Genomic DNA, 18,716 nt, shown 5'->3' on the forward strand with positions numbered 1-18,716 from the left:
CCGCGGAGAACATTGCCCGCTGCTTTCCGGAGGCGGCGCCTGACGCGCCTTTTCCGGGCTACCGATCCGTCGGAAACGGTAGCCCGGCTAAGGCGCAACGCGCCGCAAGCCGGGAAAAAGCTTTTATGCCGATTTTTGCGCACCCAGATGCGCGCCAATATAGCGCTGGTAGCGATTGGCCTTCAGGTAGGTGAGATCCACCAGCACCAGACCATCCACGCAGTTGTTGAAATCCGGGTCGCTGCCGAAATCGATAAACTGCACGCCGCCCGGCTCGCACACTTCCGAGTACTGCTTATACAGCGGGGGGATCGCGCAGCCGAGATTGCCGAGCAGGGACTTCAGCCGGGCCAGATCGTCGTTGTAATCCTCCCCGCCAAACTGCGCCAGCACGTCGGGCAGCGACGCCGGATAAGGGCGACGCGACTCCGCCAGCGGATGCGTCGCCGGGAACCACATCCGGTAGAATGCCACCAGCAGATCGCGGGCGGCGGGCGGCAATCCGCCAGAAATCGACACCGGACCAAACAGATAGCGATAGTGCGGATAGCGCGCCAGATAAGCGCCGATGCCGGACCACAGGTAGTCCAGCCCGCGACGCCCCCAGTAGCGCGGCTGGATAAAGCTGCGCCCCAGCTCAATGCCGTGCTGCAGGACATCGTCCATCCGCCCGTCGTAATGGAACAGACTGTAACTGTAGATCCCCTCCAGGCCGCGCTTTGCCAGCTGGATGGCCGTCGGCATAAAGCGGTAAGCGCCGACGATCTCGAGGTCTTCTTCATCCCACAGGATCAGATGCAGATAGTCGTCGTCATACCCGTCGATATCCCGCCGTTTGCCGCTGCCTTCCCCGACCGCGCGGAAGGCGATTTCCCGCAGGCGTCCCAGCTCGCGCAGCAGCGGCGCGTCCTCCTGGCCGTTGCGCTGCCAGAGGTAAATCACTTTACCATCGGCGGTGCGGCCCAGGCATTCGGCCTTGTGCAGTTCGCGTTTGAGCAGCGCCCGGTCTTCCGGACGGGCGATAGCGCTTTCGGTTTTAAACCGCCCCGGCAGCCCTTTGCGCAGCTGTTCAAGGTGCTGATAGCAGCGGCCGGTAAGTTCGCGAGCGCTGGACTGCGCATCGAACCAGCTCGACCAGGGGATCTGCTGGCCGATGCGCACCGGCAGGCTGCTGTTGCGCCGGCGAAACATCTGCTGCATCAGCAGGAGCAGCGGCAGGTTGTCGGAGACCAGCGTACTGGCGTAAAACAGGGCGCTGTTGCGGGCGTTAATCCACGCCGGCAGCAGCGGGGCGCGATATTTTGCCGCCAGCTTAATAAAGCCGGAGTGCCATTTTTTATCGCGGATGCCGCGACGGGTGAGGCGGGAGACTTCCCCCGCCGGGAAGAAGATCAGCACCCCACCGGCCTGCAGCTGCTGGTCCATCTGCTGCAGCGCCGCTTTAGCGGTGCGGCCATGAATATTATCTACCGGGATAAACAGCGAACTCAGGGGCTCAAGGTGGGTGAGCATGCGGTTGGTGACCACTTTGACATCGCGGCGCACACGGGATACCGCATACAGGAGCGCCAGGCCGTCGAGGGTGCCGGTGGGGTGGTTGGCGATAATGACCAGCGGGCCATATTCGGGGATTTGTTCGAGATCGTGCGCCGGGATGGCGCAGCGGATATTGAGGTATTCCAGCACCTGTTCGACCGTATCAAGCCCCTTCAGGTGGCGGTGACGGTCGGCAAATTGTTGAAACTCTTCCTCATAAAATAGCTTTTTTAACAGTTTCTTTTGCCAGGGGGCGGGCCTCGCCTGAGGCCACAGGTCATCGAGTACGTTGTCGAGACTAAACATAGTGGCTCCTCCTCCGTCCTGCCCAGACAGTAGAAGGTGGAGATGTCGTTCAGATTACAGTTGGGTGAAGTTTCGGTCGCAGCGGGGGAGACGACGGATAGGGAGCCGTTTTTGCGCCGGGTGGCGGCTGCGCCTGACCCGGCCTACATGCGGGATGGGACTGCGGGCCCAGCAATCTCGTAGGCCCGCGCAAGCGTCAGCGCCGCCGGGCAATGGCTACGAGTAGGGCGCCGTTTTTTGTGCCGGGTGGCGACTGCGCCTGACCTGGCCTACATTCGTGATAGGCCTGCGGGCCCCGGTAAGCGCAGCGCCACCGGGGAGGGGCGGGTTTAACGGAGGATCTTTTTCTCGGCCAGATCGAGGGCGAAATAGCTGAAGATCAGGTCGGCGCCTGCGCGTTTGATAGCGCCGAGGCTTTCCAGAACCACTTTCTCTTCATCGATAGCGCCCGCCTGGGCAGCAAATTTGATCATCGCGTACTCCCCGCTGACCTGATAGGCGCCGAGCGGAAGATCGCTGCGTTCGCGGATATCGCGCAGAATATCCAGGTAGGCGCCAGCCGGTTTCACCATCAGGCAGTCGGCGCCCTGGGCTTCATCGAGCAGCGACTCGCGAATGGCCTCCCGGCGATTCATCGGGCTCATCTGATAGGTTTTCCGATCGCCCTTCAGCGCGGTACCGGCCGCTTCGCGGAACGGACCGTAGAAGGAAGAAGCGAACTTGGTCGAGTAGGACATGATCGCCGTATTGGTGAAGCCGGCGGCGTCCAGCGAGCGGCGAATCGCCTGCACCTGACCGTCCATCGCGGCGGAAGGAGCGATGAAATCCGCCCCCGCGGCGGCGGCGACAACGGCCTGTTTGCCGAGGTTTTCCAGGGTCGCGTCGTTATCCACCCCGTGGTCGCACAGCACGCCGCAGTGGCCGTGGGAGGTATATTCGCAGAAGCAGGTATCGGACATGACGATCATCTCCGGCACCGTGGACTTACAAATCCGCGACATACGCGCCACCAGACCATTTTCATTCCAGGTATCGCTGCCGGTGGCATCGGTGTGATGAGAAATACCAAAGGTCATCACCGAGCGGATCCCGGCGTTGGCGATGCGTTCGATCTCGCGCGCCAGATATTTTTCCGGAATGCGCATCACGCCGGGCATGGCCTCTATCGCTTTGTAATCATCAATTTCTTCTTCAACAAAGATCGGCAACACCAGGTCGTTCAAACTCAGTGTTGTCTCTTCAAACAGGGCGCGCAGCGCAGCGGATTGACGCAGGCGGCGGGGGCGAGTGATTAAATCTGTCATGGTTTGCCTGATTTTGTGAAATGAAAGACGATAGTGTAACTGAAATGGCAGCGGGATGTTTCGCCAAAACGATCGTTATGGCGCATCGGCGAAACCTTCCCCGGGCTTACTGGCTGGCCGTCTGCATGTTGGGCTGTGCGCCGCTCAACTCGCTGACCAGGTCGTTGATGCCATCGCTCATATTGTTGAAGCGGGTTAACGGCGAGCGGGTTACCACCACAAAGGCGCCAACGTTAGCCTGCGGATTCATCGCCATATAGGTGATAAACCCGCCGCCGCCGCCGGTTTTCTGAATAATCCCCGGATGGCCGTTCTTCGGCTTCATATACACCCAGCCGAGGCCCAGCGCGTCTGCGCGGCCCGGCACGTCCATACCAATCACCCGGGTCAGCTGGTTACGCTGATAAATCAGCGTCTGCATCCGGTCGGCCTGCTGGCTGCGGGTATAGAAATCGGATGACAGGAACTGCTGCATCCAGCGCATCATATCCCCCGGCGTCGAGTAGACTCCGCCGCTGCCGATCGCCGCCAGGGTGTTGTTGCATGGGCTGGCGCCTTTTTCCGGGATCATCAGCCGCTGGCACTGATCCGGTGACGGGGTAAAGGTGGTGTCCTTCATCCCCAGCGGCCGGGTGATCTGTTCTTCAAACAGCTGCGGATACGGTTTGCCGGCGGCGGTGGAGAGCGCGTCCGCCAGTAAATCGAAGGCCAGATTGGAGTAGGCGGCCTGCGAGCCCGGCGCGGTCTTCAGGGTCGCGGTAGAGAGCCAGTTCCAGCGCTGCTGGCGGGTCGGCCAGACAAACACCGGACGATGAGCGGCGCCGCCAGGCTGCTCGCGCGGCAGGGCGCTGGTATGGGTCGCGAGGTTAACCAGGGTGATTGGTTTTCCCTGCCAGTCAGGCACCCGGGCGCCCGGCGGGGCGTATTTACTCAGCGGATCGTTGAGTTTCACCACCCCCTGGTCGAGCAGCTTCACCAGCATCTCGCTGGTCATCAGTTTGCTGAGGGAGGCGATACGGATCACCGAGTCGAGCTGCGGGTGCTGATTATTCCCCGGGCGGGTTTCGCCAAAGCTGCGAAAAACACGCTGATTGCCATCGATAACCACCAGCGCCATGCCGGTGGCGCCGCTGCCGTAGTAGATATGATTGGCGTAACGATCGACCACATCCGAGGCGAAAACCGGGTCAACGGTAGGCTGTGCGGCCTGCACCGAGGTCCACGACGCCGCGCACAGCGCAGCAAAAATGAGCAAACTACGTTTCAACGGAGATCATCCATTAAATAAATAAAAAGAAGAGGGTATTTATACTACGAAGTGGCGCAGAACAAAGCGGGATTCACGACATTCCTGCAGGAAAAAGGTAACGGTGCGTAAAAAAGACTTTTTTACGCTTTCGGATACCGGCTTTTTTCGCCGGCGCGTATGATGACCGTTTGGCTGAAGGTTCGTGGGAGAGAACAATGACGGCTCAACGGGTAGTGATGGTCGTGGATATGCAAAACGGCGTGTTCGCCACGCCGCGTCTGGCGCGCGAGCGCTGCGTCGCGCAAATTAATCGTCTGGTGCGCGCGGCGGACAAGGTTATTTTCATTCAGCATGATGAAGCCGGCGGCCTCGAAGCCGGCAGCGAAGGCTTCGCCCTGCTTCCTGAGCTGGAGCAGCCGGCTGGCGCGCTGTATGTCACCAAAACCGCCTGCGATGCCTTCTATCACACCTCGCTGGCGCAGGTGCTGGACGAACACGACATTCAGCAGTTCGTCATCTGCGGCTGCGCCACCGACTACTGCCTCGATACCACCATTAAAAATGGCGCCAGCCGCGGGTACGGTATTGTTATCGCGGAAGATGCCCACACCACCGCCGACCGCCCCGCCGCGCAGGCCGCGACGCTTATCGCCCACTACAATGAGGTGTGGCGTACGCTGACCATTCCTGGCAATCCTTTACAGGTGAAACCCACAGAAACAATTCTGCACGCATGGCAGCAGAACTAAGCTGTTGATATCCGGTCTTATCATTCGTCTGTCCCGCGAGGGCTCATCCACGCGGCGGCCGACGTATGCGTCGTACACAGCAATAGCAGAACGATAAGAAGTTAGCAGGAGACAATGATGTTTAAATCTTTTTTCCCCAAACCGGGGCCGTTTTTTATTTCTGCCTTTATCTGGTCGTTGCTGGCCGTGATCTTTTGGCAGGCGGGCGGCGGCGACTGGCTGCTGCGGGTCACCGGGGCATCGCAAAATGTGGCGATCAGCGCGGCGCGCTTCTGGTCGCTCAACTATCTGGTGTTCTACGCTTACTATCTGTTTTGCGTCGGCGTGTTCGCGCTGTTCTGGTTTGTCTACTGCCCGCACCGCTGGCAGTACTGGTCGATTCTCGGCACCTCGCTCATCATCTTCGTCACCTGGTTTCTGGTGGAAGTCGGGGTGGCGATCAACGCCTGGTATGCGCCGTTCTACGACCTGATCCAGAGCGCGCTGGCCACCCCGCATAAGGTCAGCATCAACCAGTTTTATCAGGAAATCGGCGTCTTTCTCGGCATCGCGATCATCGCGGTGATTATTGGCGTGATGAACAACTTCTTCGTCAGCCACTACGTCTTCCGCTGGCGCACGGCGATGAACGAGCACTATATGGCCCACTGGCAGCATCTGCGCCATATCGAAGGCGCCGCGCAGCGTGTGCAGGAAGATACCATGCGTTTTGCTTCCACCCTCGAAGATATGGGCGTGAGCTTTATCAACGCGGTGATGACCCTGATCGCCTTCCTGCCGGTGCTGGTGACGCTCTCCGAACATGTTCCCGACCTGCCTATCGTCGGCCATCTGCCGTATGGCCTGGTGATTGCCGCTATCGTCTGGTCGCTGATGGGGACCGGCCTGCTGGCGGTGGTGGGGATTAAGCTGCCGGGCCTGGAGTTTAAAAACCAGCGCGTGGAAGCGGCCTATCGTAAAGAGCTGGTTTACGGCGAGGACGATGAAACTCGCGCCACGCCGCCGACGGTGCGCGAGCTATTCCGCGCGGTGCGTCGCAACTATTTCCGTCTCTATTTCCACTATATGTATTTCAATATCGCCCGCATCCTCTATCTGCAGGTGGATAACGTTTTCGGCCTTTTCCTGCTGTTTCCGTCGATCGTTGCCGGTACGATTACCCTCGGGCTGATGACGCAAATTACTAACGTCTTCGGCCAGGTGCGCGGCTCGTTCCAGTACCTGATCAGCTCGTGGACAACGCTGGTGGAACTGATGTCCATCTACAAACGTCTGCGCAGTTTTGAACGCGAGCTGGACGGCAAACCGCTGCAGGAAGCGATCCCGACATTACGTTAATCAAGACAAGGAAGCATAATGGCCGCACGTTTATCGCGCATTATTCCCGTTTCATTGACGCTGCTGGCGGCCATGGCGCTGAGCGCCTGTACCAGCCAGCAGGCTCCGGCGCTGAAAGAGGGCGAGAAGCCTGTTGACGTGGCGTCGGTGGTGCGGCAGAAAATGCCGGCCAGCGTCAAGGATCGGGAGGCCTGGGCGCAAGCCATCGCCACCGCGTTTGACAGCCAGAAGCTGGCGCCGACGGAAGAAAACGTCTGCTCGGTGCTGGCGGTCGCGCAGCAAGAGTCTAACTATCAGTCCGATCCGGTGGTGCCGGGGCTGAATAAAATCGCCTGGCAGGAAATTGACCGCCGGGCGGAAAAAATGCACATTCCGCCGTTTCTGGTCCATACCGCGCTGAAGATCACCTCGCCAAACGGTAAAAGCTATAGCGACCGTCTGGACAATGTGAAGACGGAAAAGCAGTTGAGCGCCATTTTTGATGACTTTATCGGGATGGTGCCGATGGGGCAGAAGCTGTTCGGTTCCCTTAACCCGGTGCACACCGGGGGGCCGATGCAGGTCAGCATTGCTTTTGCCGAGCAGCACACCTCCGGCTACCCGTGGAAAATGAACGGCACGGTGCGCCAGGAGGTCTTCAGTCTGCGCGGTGGCCTGTGGTTTGGCACCTATCATCTGCTGAACTATCCGGCCAGTTATAGTGCGCCATTGTACCGCTTTGCCGACTTCAACGCCGGCTGGTACGCCAGCCGTAACGCCGCCTTCCAGAACGCGGTGGTGAAAGCCAGCGGGGTAAAACTGGCGCTCGACGGCGACCTTATCCGCTACGACAGCGAGGAGCCGGGCAGAACCGAGCTGGCGGTGCGTCGCCTGGCGAGCCAGCTGGGGATGAGCGACAGCGAGATCCATCGTCAGTTGAAAAAGGGCGACAGCCTGGCGTTTGAGAAGACCGATCTCTATCAGCAGGTTTTCCGTCTCGCCGAGAAAAAGACGGGCAAACCCCTGCCGCGGGAGATGTTGCCAGGGATCCAGCTGGAGAGTCCAAAAATCACCCGAAATCTGACGACGGCGTGGTTTGCGAAACGGGTTGATGAGCGGCGGGCAAACTGTATGGCGCGGCGTTAACGGCGCTGACGCCAGCGCACGATAAGCGCCATTACCCCGATGAACGTGCAGCCGATCAGGAAAGGGATCAGACCAAAGAGGGTACCCACGGCGAGGCTGATGTCGACTTGCGGACGGCTGGCGTCCTGGGCTTGCATCAGGCGTTCAAATACCCCGGGGGCGTGGATCAGCATGCTGAGCATCTGCGCGCCGGCCCAGCAGCAGATCAACACGAACAGCCCGTAGGCGACATGGCTGCCGGTCAGCGCGCCCCTTTTTTTATTTCCCAAAAGCGATTTTGAAAAACTGAATTCAGCCATAGGCCCTCCCACATCTGCGCTGCTGGTTTTTTCTCCAGCTCTATGTCAGGTATTCTGGCAGTCAGGGGCCATCATCAGTATCAGATTGCTGGTAATTGCCGTCCAGGAATAATCCTGTTTTCGCCGTTGTGTTAACCGCGCCACAGGAGCACAAAAGGGAGAGCGGCGTCGCAATCCAGCAACATTCTCCATATCGCTACAGACCGCCGCGGGCGGCTATGCGAAGATGCGTTTTTTGCTGTTGGAGGCCGCATGAAGCTCACTGATAAAATTCGCCGCGATTGGCACTACTACGCCGTGGCGCTGGGGTTGATTTTTATTCTTAATGGCGTGGTGGGGCTGCTGGGGTTTGAAACTCAGGGGTGGCAATCCTACGCCGTCGGTCTGATCACCTGGGTCATTAGCTTCTGGATTGCGAGCTTTGTGATCCGCCGCCGCCCGGCAGAAGAGGCCTGAGGCCGCCGCTGCCAGGCGGGGTAAAACGCGTTTTAGTTCATGGAGGTTTTCAGCGCCCGGTCCGCGGCATGGCGCTCCAGCGCCAGCTCAATCAGGCGGGTGATCAGGCTGGTGTAGTCGAGACCGCTGGCCTGCCACAGCTTCGGATACATGCTGATGTTGGTAAAGCCCGGCAGGGTGTTGATCTCGTTGATCACCACCTCGTTGTCGGCGGTGAGGAACACGTCGACACGAGCCATGCCGCTGCAGCCCAGGGTCTGGTAGGCCTGCACCGCGATAGCGCGAATTTTGTCGTTGAGCTCAGGGGCGATAGCGGCCGGGACTACCACCTGCGCGCCCTGATCGTCGATATACTTGGTGTCGTAGGCGTAAAACTCGCTGTTGAGGACGATTTCACCGCAGGTGCTGGCCTGCGGGTGGTCGTTACCCAGCACCGCACACTCAATTTCCCGCCCTTTAATGCCTTGCTCCACCACCACTTTATGGTCAAATTCGAAGGCCAGGGCCACCGCCTGATGGTACTGCTCTTCGTTTTTAACTTTGCTGACGCCAACCGACGAGCCCTGATTAGCCGGCTTAACGAACAGCGGCAGGCCAAGCTTCGCTTCGACATCGGCAAAGCTGAACTGCGCGCGGTTGGCGCGGGTGAGTGTGATAAACGGGGCGACGGCGAGCCCGGCGTCGCGCAGCAGACGTTTGGTCACGTCTTTGTCCATACAGGCTGCAGAGCCCAGCACATCGGAGCCGACGAACGGCAGATTCGCCATGCGCAGCATCCCCTGCAGGGAGCCATCTTCACCCAGCGTGCCGTGGACGATCGGGAAAATCACATCGATGGCCGCCAGCGGTTGGCCGCTTTCGGCGTTAATCAGCTGCTGCGCTTCGCGGCCCGGGATCTGCGCCAGAGTCACCGTGGAAGGGCGCAGGGCAATGCGGGCAGGATCCTGTGCGTTGAGCAGGTAGTTGCCGGCGTCGTTGATGTGCCACAGCCCCTGTTTATCAATACCCAACAGAACCACATCGAAGCGCGATTTATCAATCGCTTCCACGATATTCTTCGCTGACTGCAGCGACACTTCATGCTCCGCCGACTTGCCGCCAAAAACGATCCCAACCCTCATCTTTGCCATTTCAACTTCCATCCAGATAACATCAAAGGGCATAACATACCATGTGAAACCGCTGCCTGGCTGCCATAATATTTACCTGATCAATTGACGGGAGTGGGCGTGAGAGGAAAGACGCTGCTGGTGCTGGCCGGGCTGCTCGGCGCGGGCCTGTTGGGATACCGCAATCTGCCGCCGCACCTGAATCCGCTGGCGCCGCTGGCGCTGGACGATCCCCCGGGCTGGCTGACGTCGTTTAAGCTGCGCAGTCTGACGGCAGACCAGTGCGCCTCCCTGCTGGCGGAAGCCAATCGCCGGCGGCTTATCGCCAGCCGGCCGGTGGCCGACAGCGAGGGAAGCTGCCCTCTGCGTAACGTGGTGCGGGTGGCGAATTTTGGCTCGGTGCAGCTGAGCAGTAGTTTTCTCGCCAGCTGCCCGCTGGCGCTGAGCAGCGCGCTGTACATTGAGCAGCAGGCGAAGCCGCTGACCCGTCAACTGATGGCGAGCGATCTGCGCCAGATCGATCATCTCGGCAGCTTCGCCTGTCGCAATATTTACCATCGTCAACAGGCGCGGCGCAGTGAACACGCCACGGCGGACGCGCTGGACGTCAGCGGTTTCCGCCTGGCGGACGGCCGACGCGTCAGCGTCCTGCAGGGCTGGCGGAGCGAGACCTCGCATCCCTGGCTGGTGGCGCTGTTGAACAACAGCTGCCATTACTTCGGTAACGCGCTGGGGCCAGAGTACAACGCGGCTCACGCCAACCATTTTCATTTCGGCATGCGCGGGCAGGGCTTCTGCTTTTGAGCATAAAGCGCTATGAGCAGCCTAAATGACCAGAAAATGCTTCGTCAGGCTCTCATCCGCAGCCATAAAACACCAAACTCACCGCCAGCGCATCTATGGTAGTACACCAGTGGGATGAAATTGCTAAGCTAGATAATAATTGGCAAATCATTAATGAATACGCGTAGTTATGGAATCCTGGAAGGTTAATCTCATCTCCGTCTGGTTTGGTTGCTTTTTTACCGGCCTGGCGATCAGTCAAATTCTCCCCTTTTTTCCCCTCTACGTCTCCCAGCTCGGCGTCACCTCGCATGAAGCGCTATCGATGTGGTCGGGGCTGACCTTCAGCGTCACTTTTCTTGTCTCGGCGATCGTCTCGCCAATGTGGGGAAGCCTGGCGGACCGTAAAGGCCGCAAGCTCATGCTGCTGCGCGCCTCGTTGGGGATGGCGATTGCCATTTTACTGCAGGCCTTCGCCACCAACGTCTGGCAGCTGTTTATCCTGCGGGCGATCATGGGCTTAACCTCCGGTTATATTCCCAACGCCATGGCGCTGGTGGCCTCCCAGGTGCCGCGCGAGCGCAGCGGCTGGGCGCTAAGCACGCTGTCGACGGCGCAAATTAGCGGGGTGATCGGTGGTCCGCTGCTGGGCGGTTTCCTGGCGGACCACGTCGGGCTGCGGATGGTCTTTTTTATTACGGCGATCCTGCTGACCATCAGTTTTCTGGTGACCCTGTTTCTGATTAAAGAGGGCGTTCGCCCGCAGGTCAGCAAAAGCGAGCGTCTCACCGGGAAACAAGTCTTTGCCTCTTTGCCCTATCCGGGGCTGGTGATCAGCCTGTTCTTCACCACCCTGGTGATCCAATTGTGCAACGGCTCAATCGGCCCGATTCTGGCGCTGTTTATTAAGTCGATGGCGCCGGACAGCAACAATATCGCTTTTCTGGCCGGGATGATCGCCGCGGTGCCCGGCGTGTCGGCACTGATTTCTGCGCCACGGTTGGGTAAGCTTGGCGACCGCATCGGCACCTCGCGGATCCTGCTGGCGACGCTCTGCTGCGCGGTGGTGATGTTCTTCGCCATGTCCTTTGTCACCACCCCGCTGCAATTGGGTACGCTGCGTTTTCTGCTCGGCTTTGCCGATGGCGCGATGCTCCCGGCGGTGCAGACCTTATTGCTGAAGTACAGCAGCGACAGCGTCACCGGGCGTATCTTTGGCTATAACCAGTCGTTTATGTATCTGGGCAACGTCGCCGGGCCGCTAATTGGCGCCTCTGTGTCAGCCATGGCCGGCTTCCGCTGGGTGTTTATTGCCACCGCCATTATCGTTTTCATTAACCTCTGGCAACTGGCGTGGATGCTGCGCCAAACCCGCCGGGCTAACGCCTGAACCTCTGCTGACGGTATTTATTGCGATACCGTCAGCATTATTCGCCGTCAGCGGATTTACTATTACTTTTTGTTATCGTCATGGCGTGAACGCTATTCCATTTTATTATTTTCCAGGCAATCTGGTTATAAGCAACCCCGGTCATGATTAAACAATACTATTTATAGTGGTATTTTATTGTGGTAAAACGTTTCGCTGTATATTGGGTGTTGCGATGATTCTTAATTTAAGTAATTCTGAGGTTCGTCATCGCGTATGACATCCCAATCAAAACAGGCCTCGCATAAGGAACTGGTGCTATGAAGAATCTCATTGCTGAGTTACTGGTTAAACTGGCGCAAAAGGAAGAAGAAGCAAAGGAACTGACGGTGCAGGTTGAAGCGCTGGAGATCGTGGTCACCGCATTATTGCGCCATATGGAGCATGATGCCCAGCAGGCATTGATTCAGGATATTGAACAGGCGATTGACCAGGTGACCCCCTGTCCGCCGGTCAACGACCATGATGCGATGCTGTTGCAGCAATATCTAAAGAAGCTGTTGCGGCATCCTCGTAGCTAGTCTTTGTGACACGACAAGGATGCCGTCATTTTTCTGTCATCTCCCTTTTATAAAGTCTCCCTCGTTTTGTTTTTTTAAGTATTTTTTACATGGAGATGACAAAAGTGAAATTAAGCGCCCTGTTTATTGCCCTGATTCCTCTACTGGGCTCGCCGGTTATTCATGCAGAAACTACTGCTGCGCCGGTTCTGGAAAATCGCGCTGCGCAGGGAGATATCACCACTCCTGGCGGCGCGCATCGTTTAACAGGCGATCAAACCGAAGCGCTGCGCGCCTCGTTAATCAATAAGCCAGCTAAAAACGTTATTTTGCTGATTGGCGATGGCATGGGTGATTCGGAAATTACCGCTGCGCGAAACTATGCCGAGGGGGCGGGCGGTTTCTTTAAAGGAATTGATGCTCTGCCGTTAACCGGGCAGTACACGCATTATTCGCTGGATAAAAAAACCGGGAAACCGGACTACGTGACCGACTCGGCGGCCTCCGCCACCGCCTGGACCACCGGCGTGAAGACTTATAACGGCGCGCTGGGCGTCGATATTCATGAGAATGCGCATCAGACCATCCTTGAGCTGGCGAAAGCGGCGGGGCTGGCTACCGGCAACGTTTCCACCGCCGAGCTGCAGGACGCCACCCCCGCGGCGTTGGTAGCGCATGTGACATCGCGTAAATGCTACGGCCCGACGGTTACCAGCGAAAAATGCCCCAGCAATGCGCTGGAAAAAGGGGGCAAAGGCTCCATTACCGAACAGCTGCTGAACGCCCGACCGGATGTCACCCTGGGCGGCGGCGCGAAGACCTTTGCCGAAACGGCGACGGCGGGCGAGTGGCAGGGCAAAACCCTGCGCGAGCAGGCGCAAGCGCGCGGCTACCAGATTGTGACCGACGCGGCTTATCTTGCCGCCGCGACGGAAGCCAGTCAGGATAAACCGCTGCTGGGACTCTTTGCCGATGGCAATATGCCGGTACGCTGGGAAGGGCCGAAGGCGTCTTATCACGGTAATATCGATAAGCCGCCGGTGACCTGTACGCCAAACCCGAAGCGTGACGCCTCGGTGCCGACGCTGGCGCAGATGACGGAGAAAGCGATTGACCTGCTGAGTCGCAACGAGAAAGGTTTCTTCCTGCAAGTCGAAGGCGCTTCCATCGATAAGCAGGACCATGCGGCGAATCCGTGCGGCCAGATCGGCGAAACGGTTGATCTTGACGAAGCGGTGCAGAAGGCGCTGGAATTCGCGCGAAAAGACGGTAATACCCTGGTGATCGTCACCGCCGACCATGCGCATGCCAGCCAGATCATCCCGGCGGATAGCAAAGCCCCGGGGCTGACCCAGGCTCTGAACACGCACGATGGCGCGGTGATGGTGATGAGCTACGGCAACTCTGAGGAAGAGTCGATGGAGCACACCGGCACCCAACTGCGCATTGCGGCCTACGGTCCGCATGCGGCTAACGTCGTAGGCCTGACCGATCAGACCGACCTGTTCACGACCATGAAAGCTGCCCTGAGTCTCAAATAAGTCGCTGCCGGTGGCGAAATTGCGTCACCGGCTGGTTTTTTTTCTATCTGCGTCCAGACTTACAACGTTCCACTCACAGAAGGATGGTGCGATGAAAATAACTTTATTGATGACCCTACTGTTTGGCTTGATCTTTATCAGCGCGGTTGGCGCGGCAGAAAAAACGCCCACTCCTCAGCAGCAAAGGATGACGGACTGCAATCAGCAAGCGTCAGCCAAAATGCTGAAAGGTGAGGAGCGCAAAACCTTTATGAGCCAGTGTCTGAAAAAAGAGACCACGACCTCGCAGGGAAAGGCGCTCACCCCTCAGCAGCAGAAAATGAGCGACTGCAGCAAAGCGGCCACGGCGAAATCACTGAAGGGCGATGAACGCAGTACCTTCATGAGTAGCTGCCTGAAGAAAGCCTGAAAAAAAGGGAGCGCTCGCGCTCCCTTGTTCTTTAACCTCTCAGGGCTTGAAGCCCGCCGGCTCAGCTTCAGGAGCGGCTCAGTTTCTCTGATTTTTCCATACACTGGGTGATGGCTTCGATTACCGCCGAGCGGAACCCTTTCTCTTCCAGCACGCGCACGGCTTCGATGGTGGTCCCGCCAGGGGAACAGACCATATCTTTCAGCGCCCCTGGGTGTTCTCCGCTCTCCAGCACCATTTTGGCGGAGCCCATCACCGCCTGGGCGGCGAATTTATAGGCCTGAGCGCGCGGCATTCCGCCGAGGACGGCGGCATCGGCCATCGCTTCAATAAACATAAAGACATAGGCCGGCGCCGAACCGCTTACCCCCACCACCGGATGGATCATCGGCTCGGCAATTTGCTCCGCCTGGCCAAAGCAACGGAAAATAGTCAGCACTTCGGCAACATCTTCGCTGCTCACCAGGGCGTTAGGCGTGACGGAGGTCATACCGGCGTTAACCAGCGACGGCGTATTCGGCATCGCGCGAATGATTTTGCGATCGTGGCCAAGGGCGCGCGCCAGCTGCTCAAGCGTAACGCCGGCGGCGATAGAGACCACCAGCGACTCTTTATTCAGGCTGGAGGCGATATCGCCCAGCACTTTGGTCATGATCCCCGGTTTAACCGCGCCGAAGACGATATCGGCAATCTGCGCCACTTCCTGGGCGCTGCTGGCGGCGTTGATGCCATACTGGTCGCGCAGAGCTGCAACCTTGTCCGGCGACGGGGTGTAGACCCAGATTTGTCCCGGCTGTACCTGACCGCTGGCGATCAGCCCGCCCAGAATGGCCTTACCCATATTGCCGCAGCCGATAAAGCCAATTTTCTTATCCATCACCATTCCCCTCTGCTTTTTTCGTTACGATCTGATTAGCTTACCATCCTGGCGCTTTCCTGGGGGAGAAAAGCAGGTAACATTGGCGTCAGTTATTGCAGGTAACAGGAGCTGGCATGGCCATTTGGGTGGATGCGGACGCGTGTCCGAACGTGATTAAAGAGATTTTGTTCCGCGCGGCAGAGCGGACCCAGACTCCGCTGACGCTGGTGGCGAACCAGCCGCTGCGCGTGCCGCCGTCGCGTTTCATCCGCACCCTGCGGGTTGAGCAGGGTTTTGACGTGGCGGATAATGAAATCGTTCGCCAGTGCGCGGCGGGAGATTTAGTGATCACCGCCGACATCCCGCTGGCGGCGGAGGTGCTGGCGAAGGGCGGGGCGGCGCTGAATCCGCGCGGGGAACGTTACAGCGAGGCGACGATCCGCGAGCGGCTGACAATGCGGGATTTTATGGAGACATTACGGGCCAGCGGCGTTCAGACCGGCGGCCCGGATAGTTTATCGCAGCGCGATCGGCAACAGTTTGCCGCCGAGCTGGAGAAGTGGTTGCTGGCGGTTAAGCGTCGCCAGGGTTAAACCCAGCTATCGTCATCGCTGCCAAAATCATCGTCGCCAAAGCCGGCGTCGAAGTCGTCGTTCCAGGTATTGTCGGCAAGGAACTGATCGTCTCCCTGGCGGAACGGATCGTCACCTGCGGTGGTGTCCTGCGCGATGCTGTCCTGCGCGGAGGCGGCATCAGGCTGCGGCTTCTCTTCGATGATATTGACGATCTCCTGCGGGTGCGAGCCGCTGAACATATTGGTCAGCATATTGCCCAGCACCACGCCGCCTGCCACGCCAGCGGCCGTTTGCAGCGCGCCCGCCATAAAGCCGCCGCCGCGTGCGGCAGCCTGCGGGGCATAGTTCTGCTGCGGTGGTGGCGTATACTGCGGCTGAGCGCTGGCCTGCGGGCGACCATATTGCTCCGCGCCCGGGATAGGGTCAGAACCGCGTGACGAGCCGCCACCGCCAAACAGGCCGGAGAGGAAGCCGCCGCTGCTGGGCTTTGCCGCCTGCAGTTGGCTGACCTGACTCTCCAGCGCCTGGATGCGATCGTTAAGCTGTTTAATCGCGGCTTCCTGGATAAGAATGGTTTGCGCCATATAGTAGGGGGCCGCCGGCTGCGCGCTCACGTGTTGGGCAATCCGCTCCTCGGCGCTGGCATCGCGCGATGCGCTGTGCGCCTCAGCCTCTTTCAGCCGGGAAAACAGTCCATCAATAAGGCGTTGTTCTTCAGATTGCATGTTACATTCCTCTGTCACACTGTCGAATAGGCATCAGGGTGCTTCTGAAACATGATGTTGTAAATATGTTGCTTCGTAAAGCTATGCATAAATGTGTTACCGTTTACGCCAGCGGTGGATAAAAAATAACGCCAAGCGGAAAGTAAAGCTGGTTAAACACTAAATGCAATGATAAGTTTACATTAATAGCCCCTCTTCTCACCGTGGTAATGGGGTGTAAAGAAGTTGTGTAATTTTTTCTTTACGTATGCATTGCGGGACAGACAGCGATAATACGTGCTTTCGTTTTCATTTTTTTGCGACAGACGGAACCAGGGGGTCTTCGGTTATGACACAGCCTATCTTTCTTATTGGGCCACGCGGCTGCGGTAAAACCACCGTCGGCCATGCGCTGGCGCGAGCGCGGCATTTTCAGTTCTCCGATACCGATCATCGGCTACAGGCCCATGAGCAGCGGACGGTGGCTGAGATCGTGCAGGCGGAAGGGTGGGCGCGTTTTCGCGAACTGGAGACCCTGTCGCTGAAGGCCGTGACCCTGCCGAATACGGTAATCGCCACCGGCGGCGGCATTGTGCTGGCGGAAGGTAACCGTCAGTTTATGCGGGAGAATGGCGTAGTGATTTATCTGCAGGCCTCGGTGTCGGCGCTGATTGACCGTCTGGAAGCCTACCCGAAAGCCGAACAGCGGCCGACGCTGACCGGAAAACCGGTGCGCGAGGAAGTGGGCGAGGTGCTGGCGCAGCGCGAAGCGTTATACCGGGACGCTGCCCACCATATTGTGGATGCCACGGCCTCGCCGGATCGGGTGGTGGAGCAGATTATGTCCATGCTATGCAGCGCGACGGCAACCCCGGTAAGTTAAGAATTTACTTACATTAAGGCGGCGAGGGGCGCCTATAATTAATAGTTCTGCTACCAGAAGAAGGAAGAACTATGCCAAACAGGCCCCCATATCCGAGAGAAGCGCGCGTGGTTGCGGTAGAGAAAGGTCCTCAGGGTCAGACGGTGACCTGGTATCAGCTCCGTGCGGATTATCCTGAGCCTGATTCGCTTATCAGCGAACATCCTACCGAGCAGGAAGCCGTGGATGCCAAACGGCGTTATGAAGATCCTGACAAGTCGTAACCCCCTGAGCCCGAATTGCCCGCCATGCTGGCAATATCGGGCGTATCTCACATTTTTTATTTATCAGTCGTACTAATGAATATCTAACACACGGATTTTTCAGGCACGGCGCCGCCGCCCGGCAATCTTTACATTCAACCGCGGCGTGGAGCTGCTACGCTTCTCGACGGTTGATTTTTACTCACCAGGGGGGCGGATGCTGTGTGTGGAAAGCCTGTGTTGAAGCAGTGGTTGTGAAAAGGTACATGATATGAGTAGTGCAACGATGGCAATTTTGACCATCGGCGTTGTGCCGCTGGCGGGAGTATTGCCGCTCCTGACCGAACATATCAGGGAAGAACAGATCGCCCACATCAGCCTGCTGGGCGAGATGACGCCTGACGAGGTAATGGCCGAGTACGCCGTAGGTGACGGCGAGAAAGGACTCCTGACCTTGCTCAGTAATAACCAGTTGGTGATGGTGTCGCGACAGAAAATTGAACGCGATGTCCGCAGCGCGATCGCGATGCTGGATCGACAACATTATGATGTGATCCTGCTGCTCAGTTCCGAACAGCTGACCGGTTTTACCACCCACCACGCGATCCTCCTCGAGCCGCAGCGGATCATCCCGCCGCTGGTGGCATCGATCGTCGATGGGCACCAGGTAGGGGTGATCGTGCCGGTGGAAGAGATCATGCCCATGCAGCGGCAAAAGTGGCTCTCGCTGGAAAAGTCGCCATACTACGCGCTGGCCAATCCGTTTACCGGCAGCGACAGCGAGCTATTAACCGCCGGCAAAACGCTGCTGGAGCAGGGCGCCGACGTGCTGGTCCTCGACTGTCTCGGTTACTATCAGCATCATCGCGATGTGTTACAAAAAGCCCTTGATGTTCCGGTTTTGCTGTCGAATGTGCTGGTTTCCCGACTGGCGGCAGAACTATTGGTCTAATGTGTTAATTTCACGTGACAGGGGCAAGGAGCGCCCCCTATATTGAGCCTTTAACCGACGATCAGAAGGGCTTGTTTATGCTTCAAAGCAATGAATACTTTGACGGAAAAGTGAAATCCATTGGCTTCACCAGCAGCAGTACCGGTCGCGCCAGCGTTGGCGTGATGGCGGAAGGGGAATACACCTTTGGTACGGCGCAGCCGGAAGAGATGACGGTAGTCAGCGGGGCGCTGAATGTCCTGCTGCCGGGTGAGACTGAGTGGAAAGTTTACGCTGCCGGCGAAGTTTTCAATGTGCCAGGCAACAGTGAATTTCATCTACAGGTGGCTGAGCCAACCTCTTATCTGTGCCGCTATCTGTAAGCCAGC

At 58.2% G+C, this 18,716-nt stretch carries 21 protein-coding genes; 14 read left to right on the plus strand and 7 right to left on the minus strand.

Features of this window, described 5'->3' with window-relative positions; all coding sequences use genetic code 11:
* Nucleotides 1-123: 123 nt before the first annotated feature.
* The 3 genes from HMPREF3140_RS21865 to ampH form a co-directional block, all read right to left on the minus strand.
* Nucleotides 124-1,842 (minus strand): bifunctional ornithine lipid synthase OlsF, encoded by a 1,719-nt coding sequence (locus HMPREF3140_RS21865; protein ID WP_023284720.1) that lies wholly within the window; start codon nt 1,840-1,842, stop codon nt 124-126.
* 329 nt (nt 1,843-2,171) lie between these two features.
* Nucleotides 2,172-3,146 carry a porphobilinogen synthase gene (hemB, locus tag HMPREF3140_RS21870; RefSeq protein WP_002890201.1) on the minus strand — a complete coding sequence of 325 codons (975 nt, stop codon included), beginning with the start codon at nt 3,144-3,146 and terminating at the stop codon, nt 2,172-2,174.
* Nucleotides 3,147-3,252: 106 nt separating this feature from the next.
* Entirely contained in the window at nt 3,253-4,413 is a 1,161-nt protein-coding gene (gene ampH / locus HMPREF3140_RS21875; protein ID WP_004178722.1) for a D-alanyl-D-alanine-carboxypeptidase/endopeptidase AmpH, read from the minus strand.
* Between the two features lie 218 nt (nt 4,414-4,631).
* On the opposite strand from ampH, the gene HMPREF3140_RS21880 reads away from it, so the two are divergent.
* From HMPREF3140_RS21880 to HMPREF3140_RS21890, 3 genes are all read left to right on the plus strand, one after another.
* Nucleotides 4,632-5,144 carry an isochorismatase family protein gene (locus HMPREF3140_RS21880; RefSeq protein ID WP_072143249.1) on the plus strand — a complete coding sequence of 171 codons (513 nt, stop codon included), beginning with the start codon at nt 4,632-4,634 and terminating at the stop codon, nt 5,142-5,144.
* Nucleotides 5,145-5,261: 117 nt separating this feature from the next.
* On the plus strand, nt 5,262-6,482 hold the full coding sequence (gene sbmA / locus HMPREF3140_RS21885) for a peptide antibiotic transporter SbmA (protein WP_002890204.1): 1,221 nt from the start codon (nt 5,262-5,264) through the stop codon (nt 6,480-6,482).
* A gap of 18 nt (nt 6,483-6,500) precedes the next feature.
* Nucleotides 6,501-7,607, plus strand: coding sequence for a DUF1615 domain-containing protein (locus HMPREF3140_RS21890; RefSeq protein WP_032410899.1), 1,107 nt, complete (start codon nt 6,501-6,503; stop codon nt 7,605-7,607).
* On the opposite strand, the gene HMPREF3140_RS21895 is transcribed toward HMPREF3140_RS21890, so the two are convergent.
* On the minus strand, nt 7,604-7,906 hold the full coding sequence (locus HMPREF3140_RS21895; protein ID WP_032410901.1) for a YaiY family protein: 303 nt from the start codon (nt 7,904-7,906) through the stop codon (nt 7,604-7,606). The genes HMPREF3140_RS21890 and HMPREF3140_RS21895 overlap by 4 nt on opposite strands.
* 252 nt (nt 7,907-8,158) lie before the next feature.
* On the opposite strand from HMPREF3140_RS21895, the gene HMPREF3140_RS21900 reads away from it, so the two are divergent.
* Nucleotides 8,159-8,362 carry a DUF2754 family protein gene (locus tag HMPREF3140_RS21900; RefSeq protein WP_070553104.1) on the plus strand — a complete coding sequence of 68 codons (204 nt, stop codon included), beginning with the start codon at nt 8,159-8,161 and terminating at the stop codon, nt 8,360-8,362.
* 32 nt (nt 8,363-8,394) lie between these two features.
* Here HMPREF3140_RS21900 and ddlA read toward each other — a convergent pair whose 3' ends face one another.
* Entirely contained in the window at nt 8,395-9,492 is a 1,098-nt protein-coding gene (gene ddlA / locus HMPREF3140_RS21905; RefSeq protein ID WP_004177279.1) for a D-alanine--D-alanine ligase, read from the minus strand.
* A 99-nt stretch (nt 9,493-9,591) separates the two neighbouring features.
* Here ddlA and HMPREF3140_RS21910 point away from each other — a divergent pair, with 99 nt between their 5' ends.
* The 5 genes from HMPREF3140_RS21910 to HMPREF3140_RS21930 all read left to right on the plus strand — a co-directional run bounded on the left by HMPREF3140_RS21910 (nt 9,592) and on the right by HMPREF3140_RS21930 (nt 14,133).
* Entirely contained in the window at nt 9,592-10,275 is a 684-nt protein-coding gene (locus HMPREF3140_RS21910; RefSeq protein ID WP_032410902.1) for an extensin-like domain-containing protein, read from the plus strand.
* 169 nt (nt 10,276-10,444) lie between these two features.
* Complete coding sequence (locus tag HMPREF3140_RS21915; RefSeq protein WP_070553105.1) at nt 10,445-11,644, plus strand: multidrug efflux MFS transporter; 1,200 nt, start codon at nt 10,445-10,447, stop codon at nt 11,642-11,644.
* Between the two features lie 299 nt (nt 11,645-11,943).
* A complete protein-coding gene (iraP, locus tag HMPREF3140_RS21920; RefSeq protein ID WP_002890221.1) occupies nt 11,944-12,204 on the plus strand; it encodes an anti-adapter protein IraP in 261 nt (86 codons plus the stop codon).
* 89 nt (nt 12,205-12,293) lie between these two features.
* A complete protein-coding gene (phoA, locus tag HMPREF3140_RS21925; RefSeq protein ID WP_032410904.1) occupies nt 12,294-13,724 on the plus strand; it encodes an alkaline phosphatase in 1,431 nt (476 codons plus the stop codon).
* 91 nt (nt 13,725-13,815) lie between these two features.
* On the plus strand, nt 13,816-14,133 hold the full coding sequence (locus HMPREF3140_RS21930) for a PsiF family protein (protein ID WP_002890225.1): 318 nt from the start codon (nt 13,816-13,818) through the stop codon (nt 14,131-14,133).
* A gap of 67 nt (nt 14,134-14,200) precedes the next feature.
* Here HMPREF3140_RS21930 and proC read toward each other — a convergent pair whose 3' ends face one another.
* The gene (gene proC / locus HMPREF3140_RS21935; protein WP_002890227.1) at nt 14,201-15,010 is read right to left on the minus strand and encodes a pyrroline-5-carboxylate reductase; all 810 of its coding nucleotides are present in this window, start codon (nt 15,008-15,010) and stop codon (nt 14,201-14,203) included.
* Nucleotides 15,011-15,126: 116 nt separating this feature from the next.
* On the opposite strand from proC, the gene HMPREF3140_RS21940 reads away from it, so the two are divergent.
* Nucleotides 15,127-15,585: a YaiI/YqxD family protein gene (locus HMPREF3140_RS21940; protein WP_002890230.1), complete on the plus strand. Its 459-nt coding sequence runs from the start codon at nt 15,127-15,129 to the stop codon at nt 15,583-15,585.
* Here the strand turns inward: HMPREF3140_RS21940 and HMPREF3140_RS21945 are convergent.
* Nucleotides 15,582-16,292 (minus strand): DUF2076 domain-containing protein, encoded by a 711-nt coding sequence (locus HMPREF3140_RS21945; protein ID WP_002890273.1) that lies wholly within the window; start codon nt 16,290-16,292, stop codon nt 15,582-15,584. The genes HMPREF3140_RS21940 and HMPREF3140_RS21945 overlap by 4 nt on opposite strands.
* Nucleotides 16,293-16,620: 328 nt before the next feature.
* Here HMPREF3140_RS21945 and aroL point away from each other — a divergent pair, with 328 nt between their 5' ends.
* From aroL to ppnP, 4 genes are all read left to right on the plus strand, one after another.
* Nucleotides 16,621-17,154 carry a shikimate kinase AroL gene (aroL, locus tag HMPREF3140_RS21950; protein ID WP_002890276.1) on the plus strand — a complete coding sequence of 178 codons (534 nt, stop codon included), beginning with the start codon at nt 16,621-16,623 and terminating at the stop codon, nt 17,152-17,154.
* Nucleotides 17,155-17,225: 71 nt separating this feature from the next.
* Entirely contained in the window at nt 17,226-17,417 is a 192-nt protein-coding gene (locus HMPREF3140_RS21955; RefSeq protein ID WP_002890278.1) for a YaiA family protein, read from the plus strand.
* Nucleotides 17,418-17,667: 250 nt separating this feature from the next.
* Nucleotides 17,668-18,348, plus strand: a complete 681-nt coding sequence (locus HMPREF3140_RS21960) for an AroM family protein (RefSeq protein ID WP_004144619.1) — start codon at nt 17,668-17,670, stop codon at nt 18,346-18,348.
* Nucleotides 18,349-18,425: 77 nt separating this feature from the next.
* Nucleotides 18,426-18,710: a pyrimidine/purine nucleoside phosphorylase gene (gene ppnP, locus HMPREF3140_RS21965; protein ID WP_002890284.1), complete on the plus strand. Its 285-nt coding sequence runs from the start codon at nt 18,426-18,428 to the stop codon at nt 18,708-18,710.
* The last annotated feature ends 6 nt before the right edge of the window (nt 18,711-18,716 follow it).

The sequence above is a fragment of the Klebsiella sp. HMSC16A12 genome, assembly GCF_001808265.1.
In the GTDB taxonomy this organism is placed as follows: Bacteria; Pseudomonadota; Gammaproteobacteria; order Enterobacterales; family Enterobacteriaceae; genus Klebsiella; species Klebsiella pneumoniae.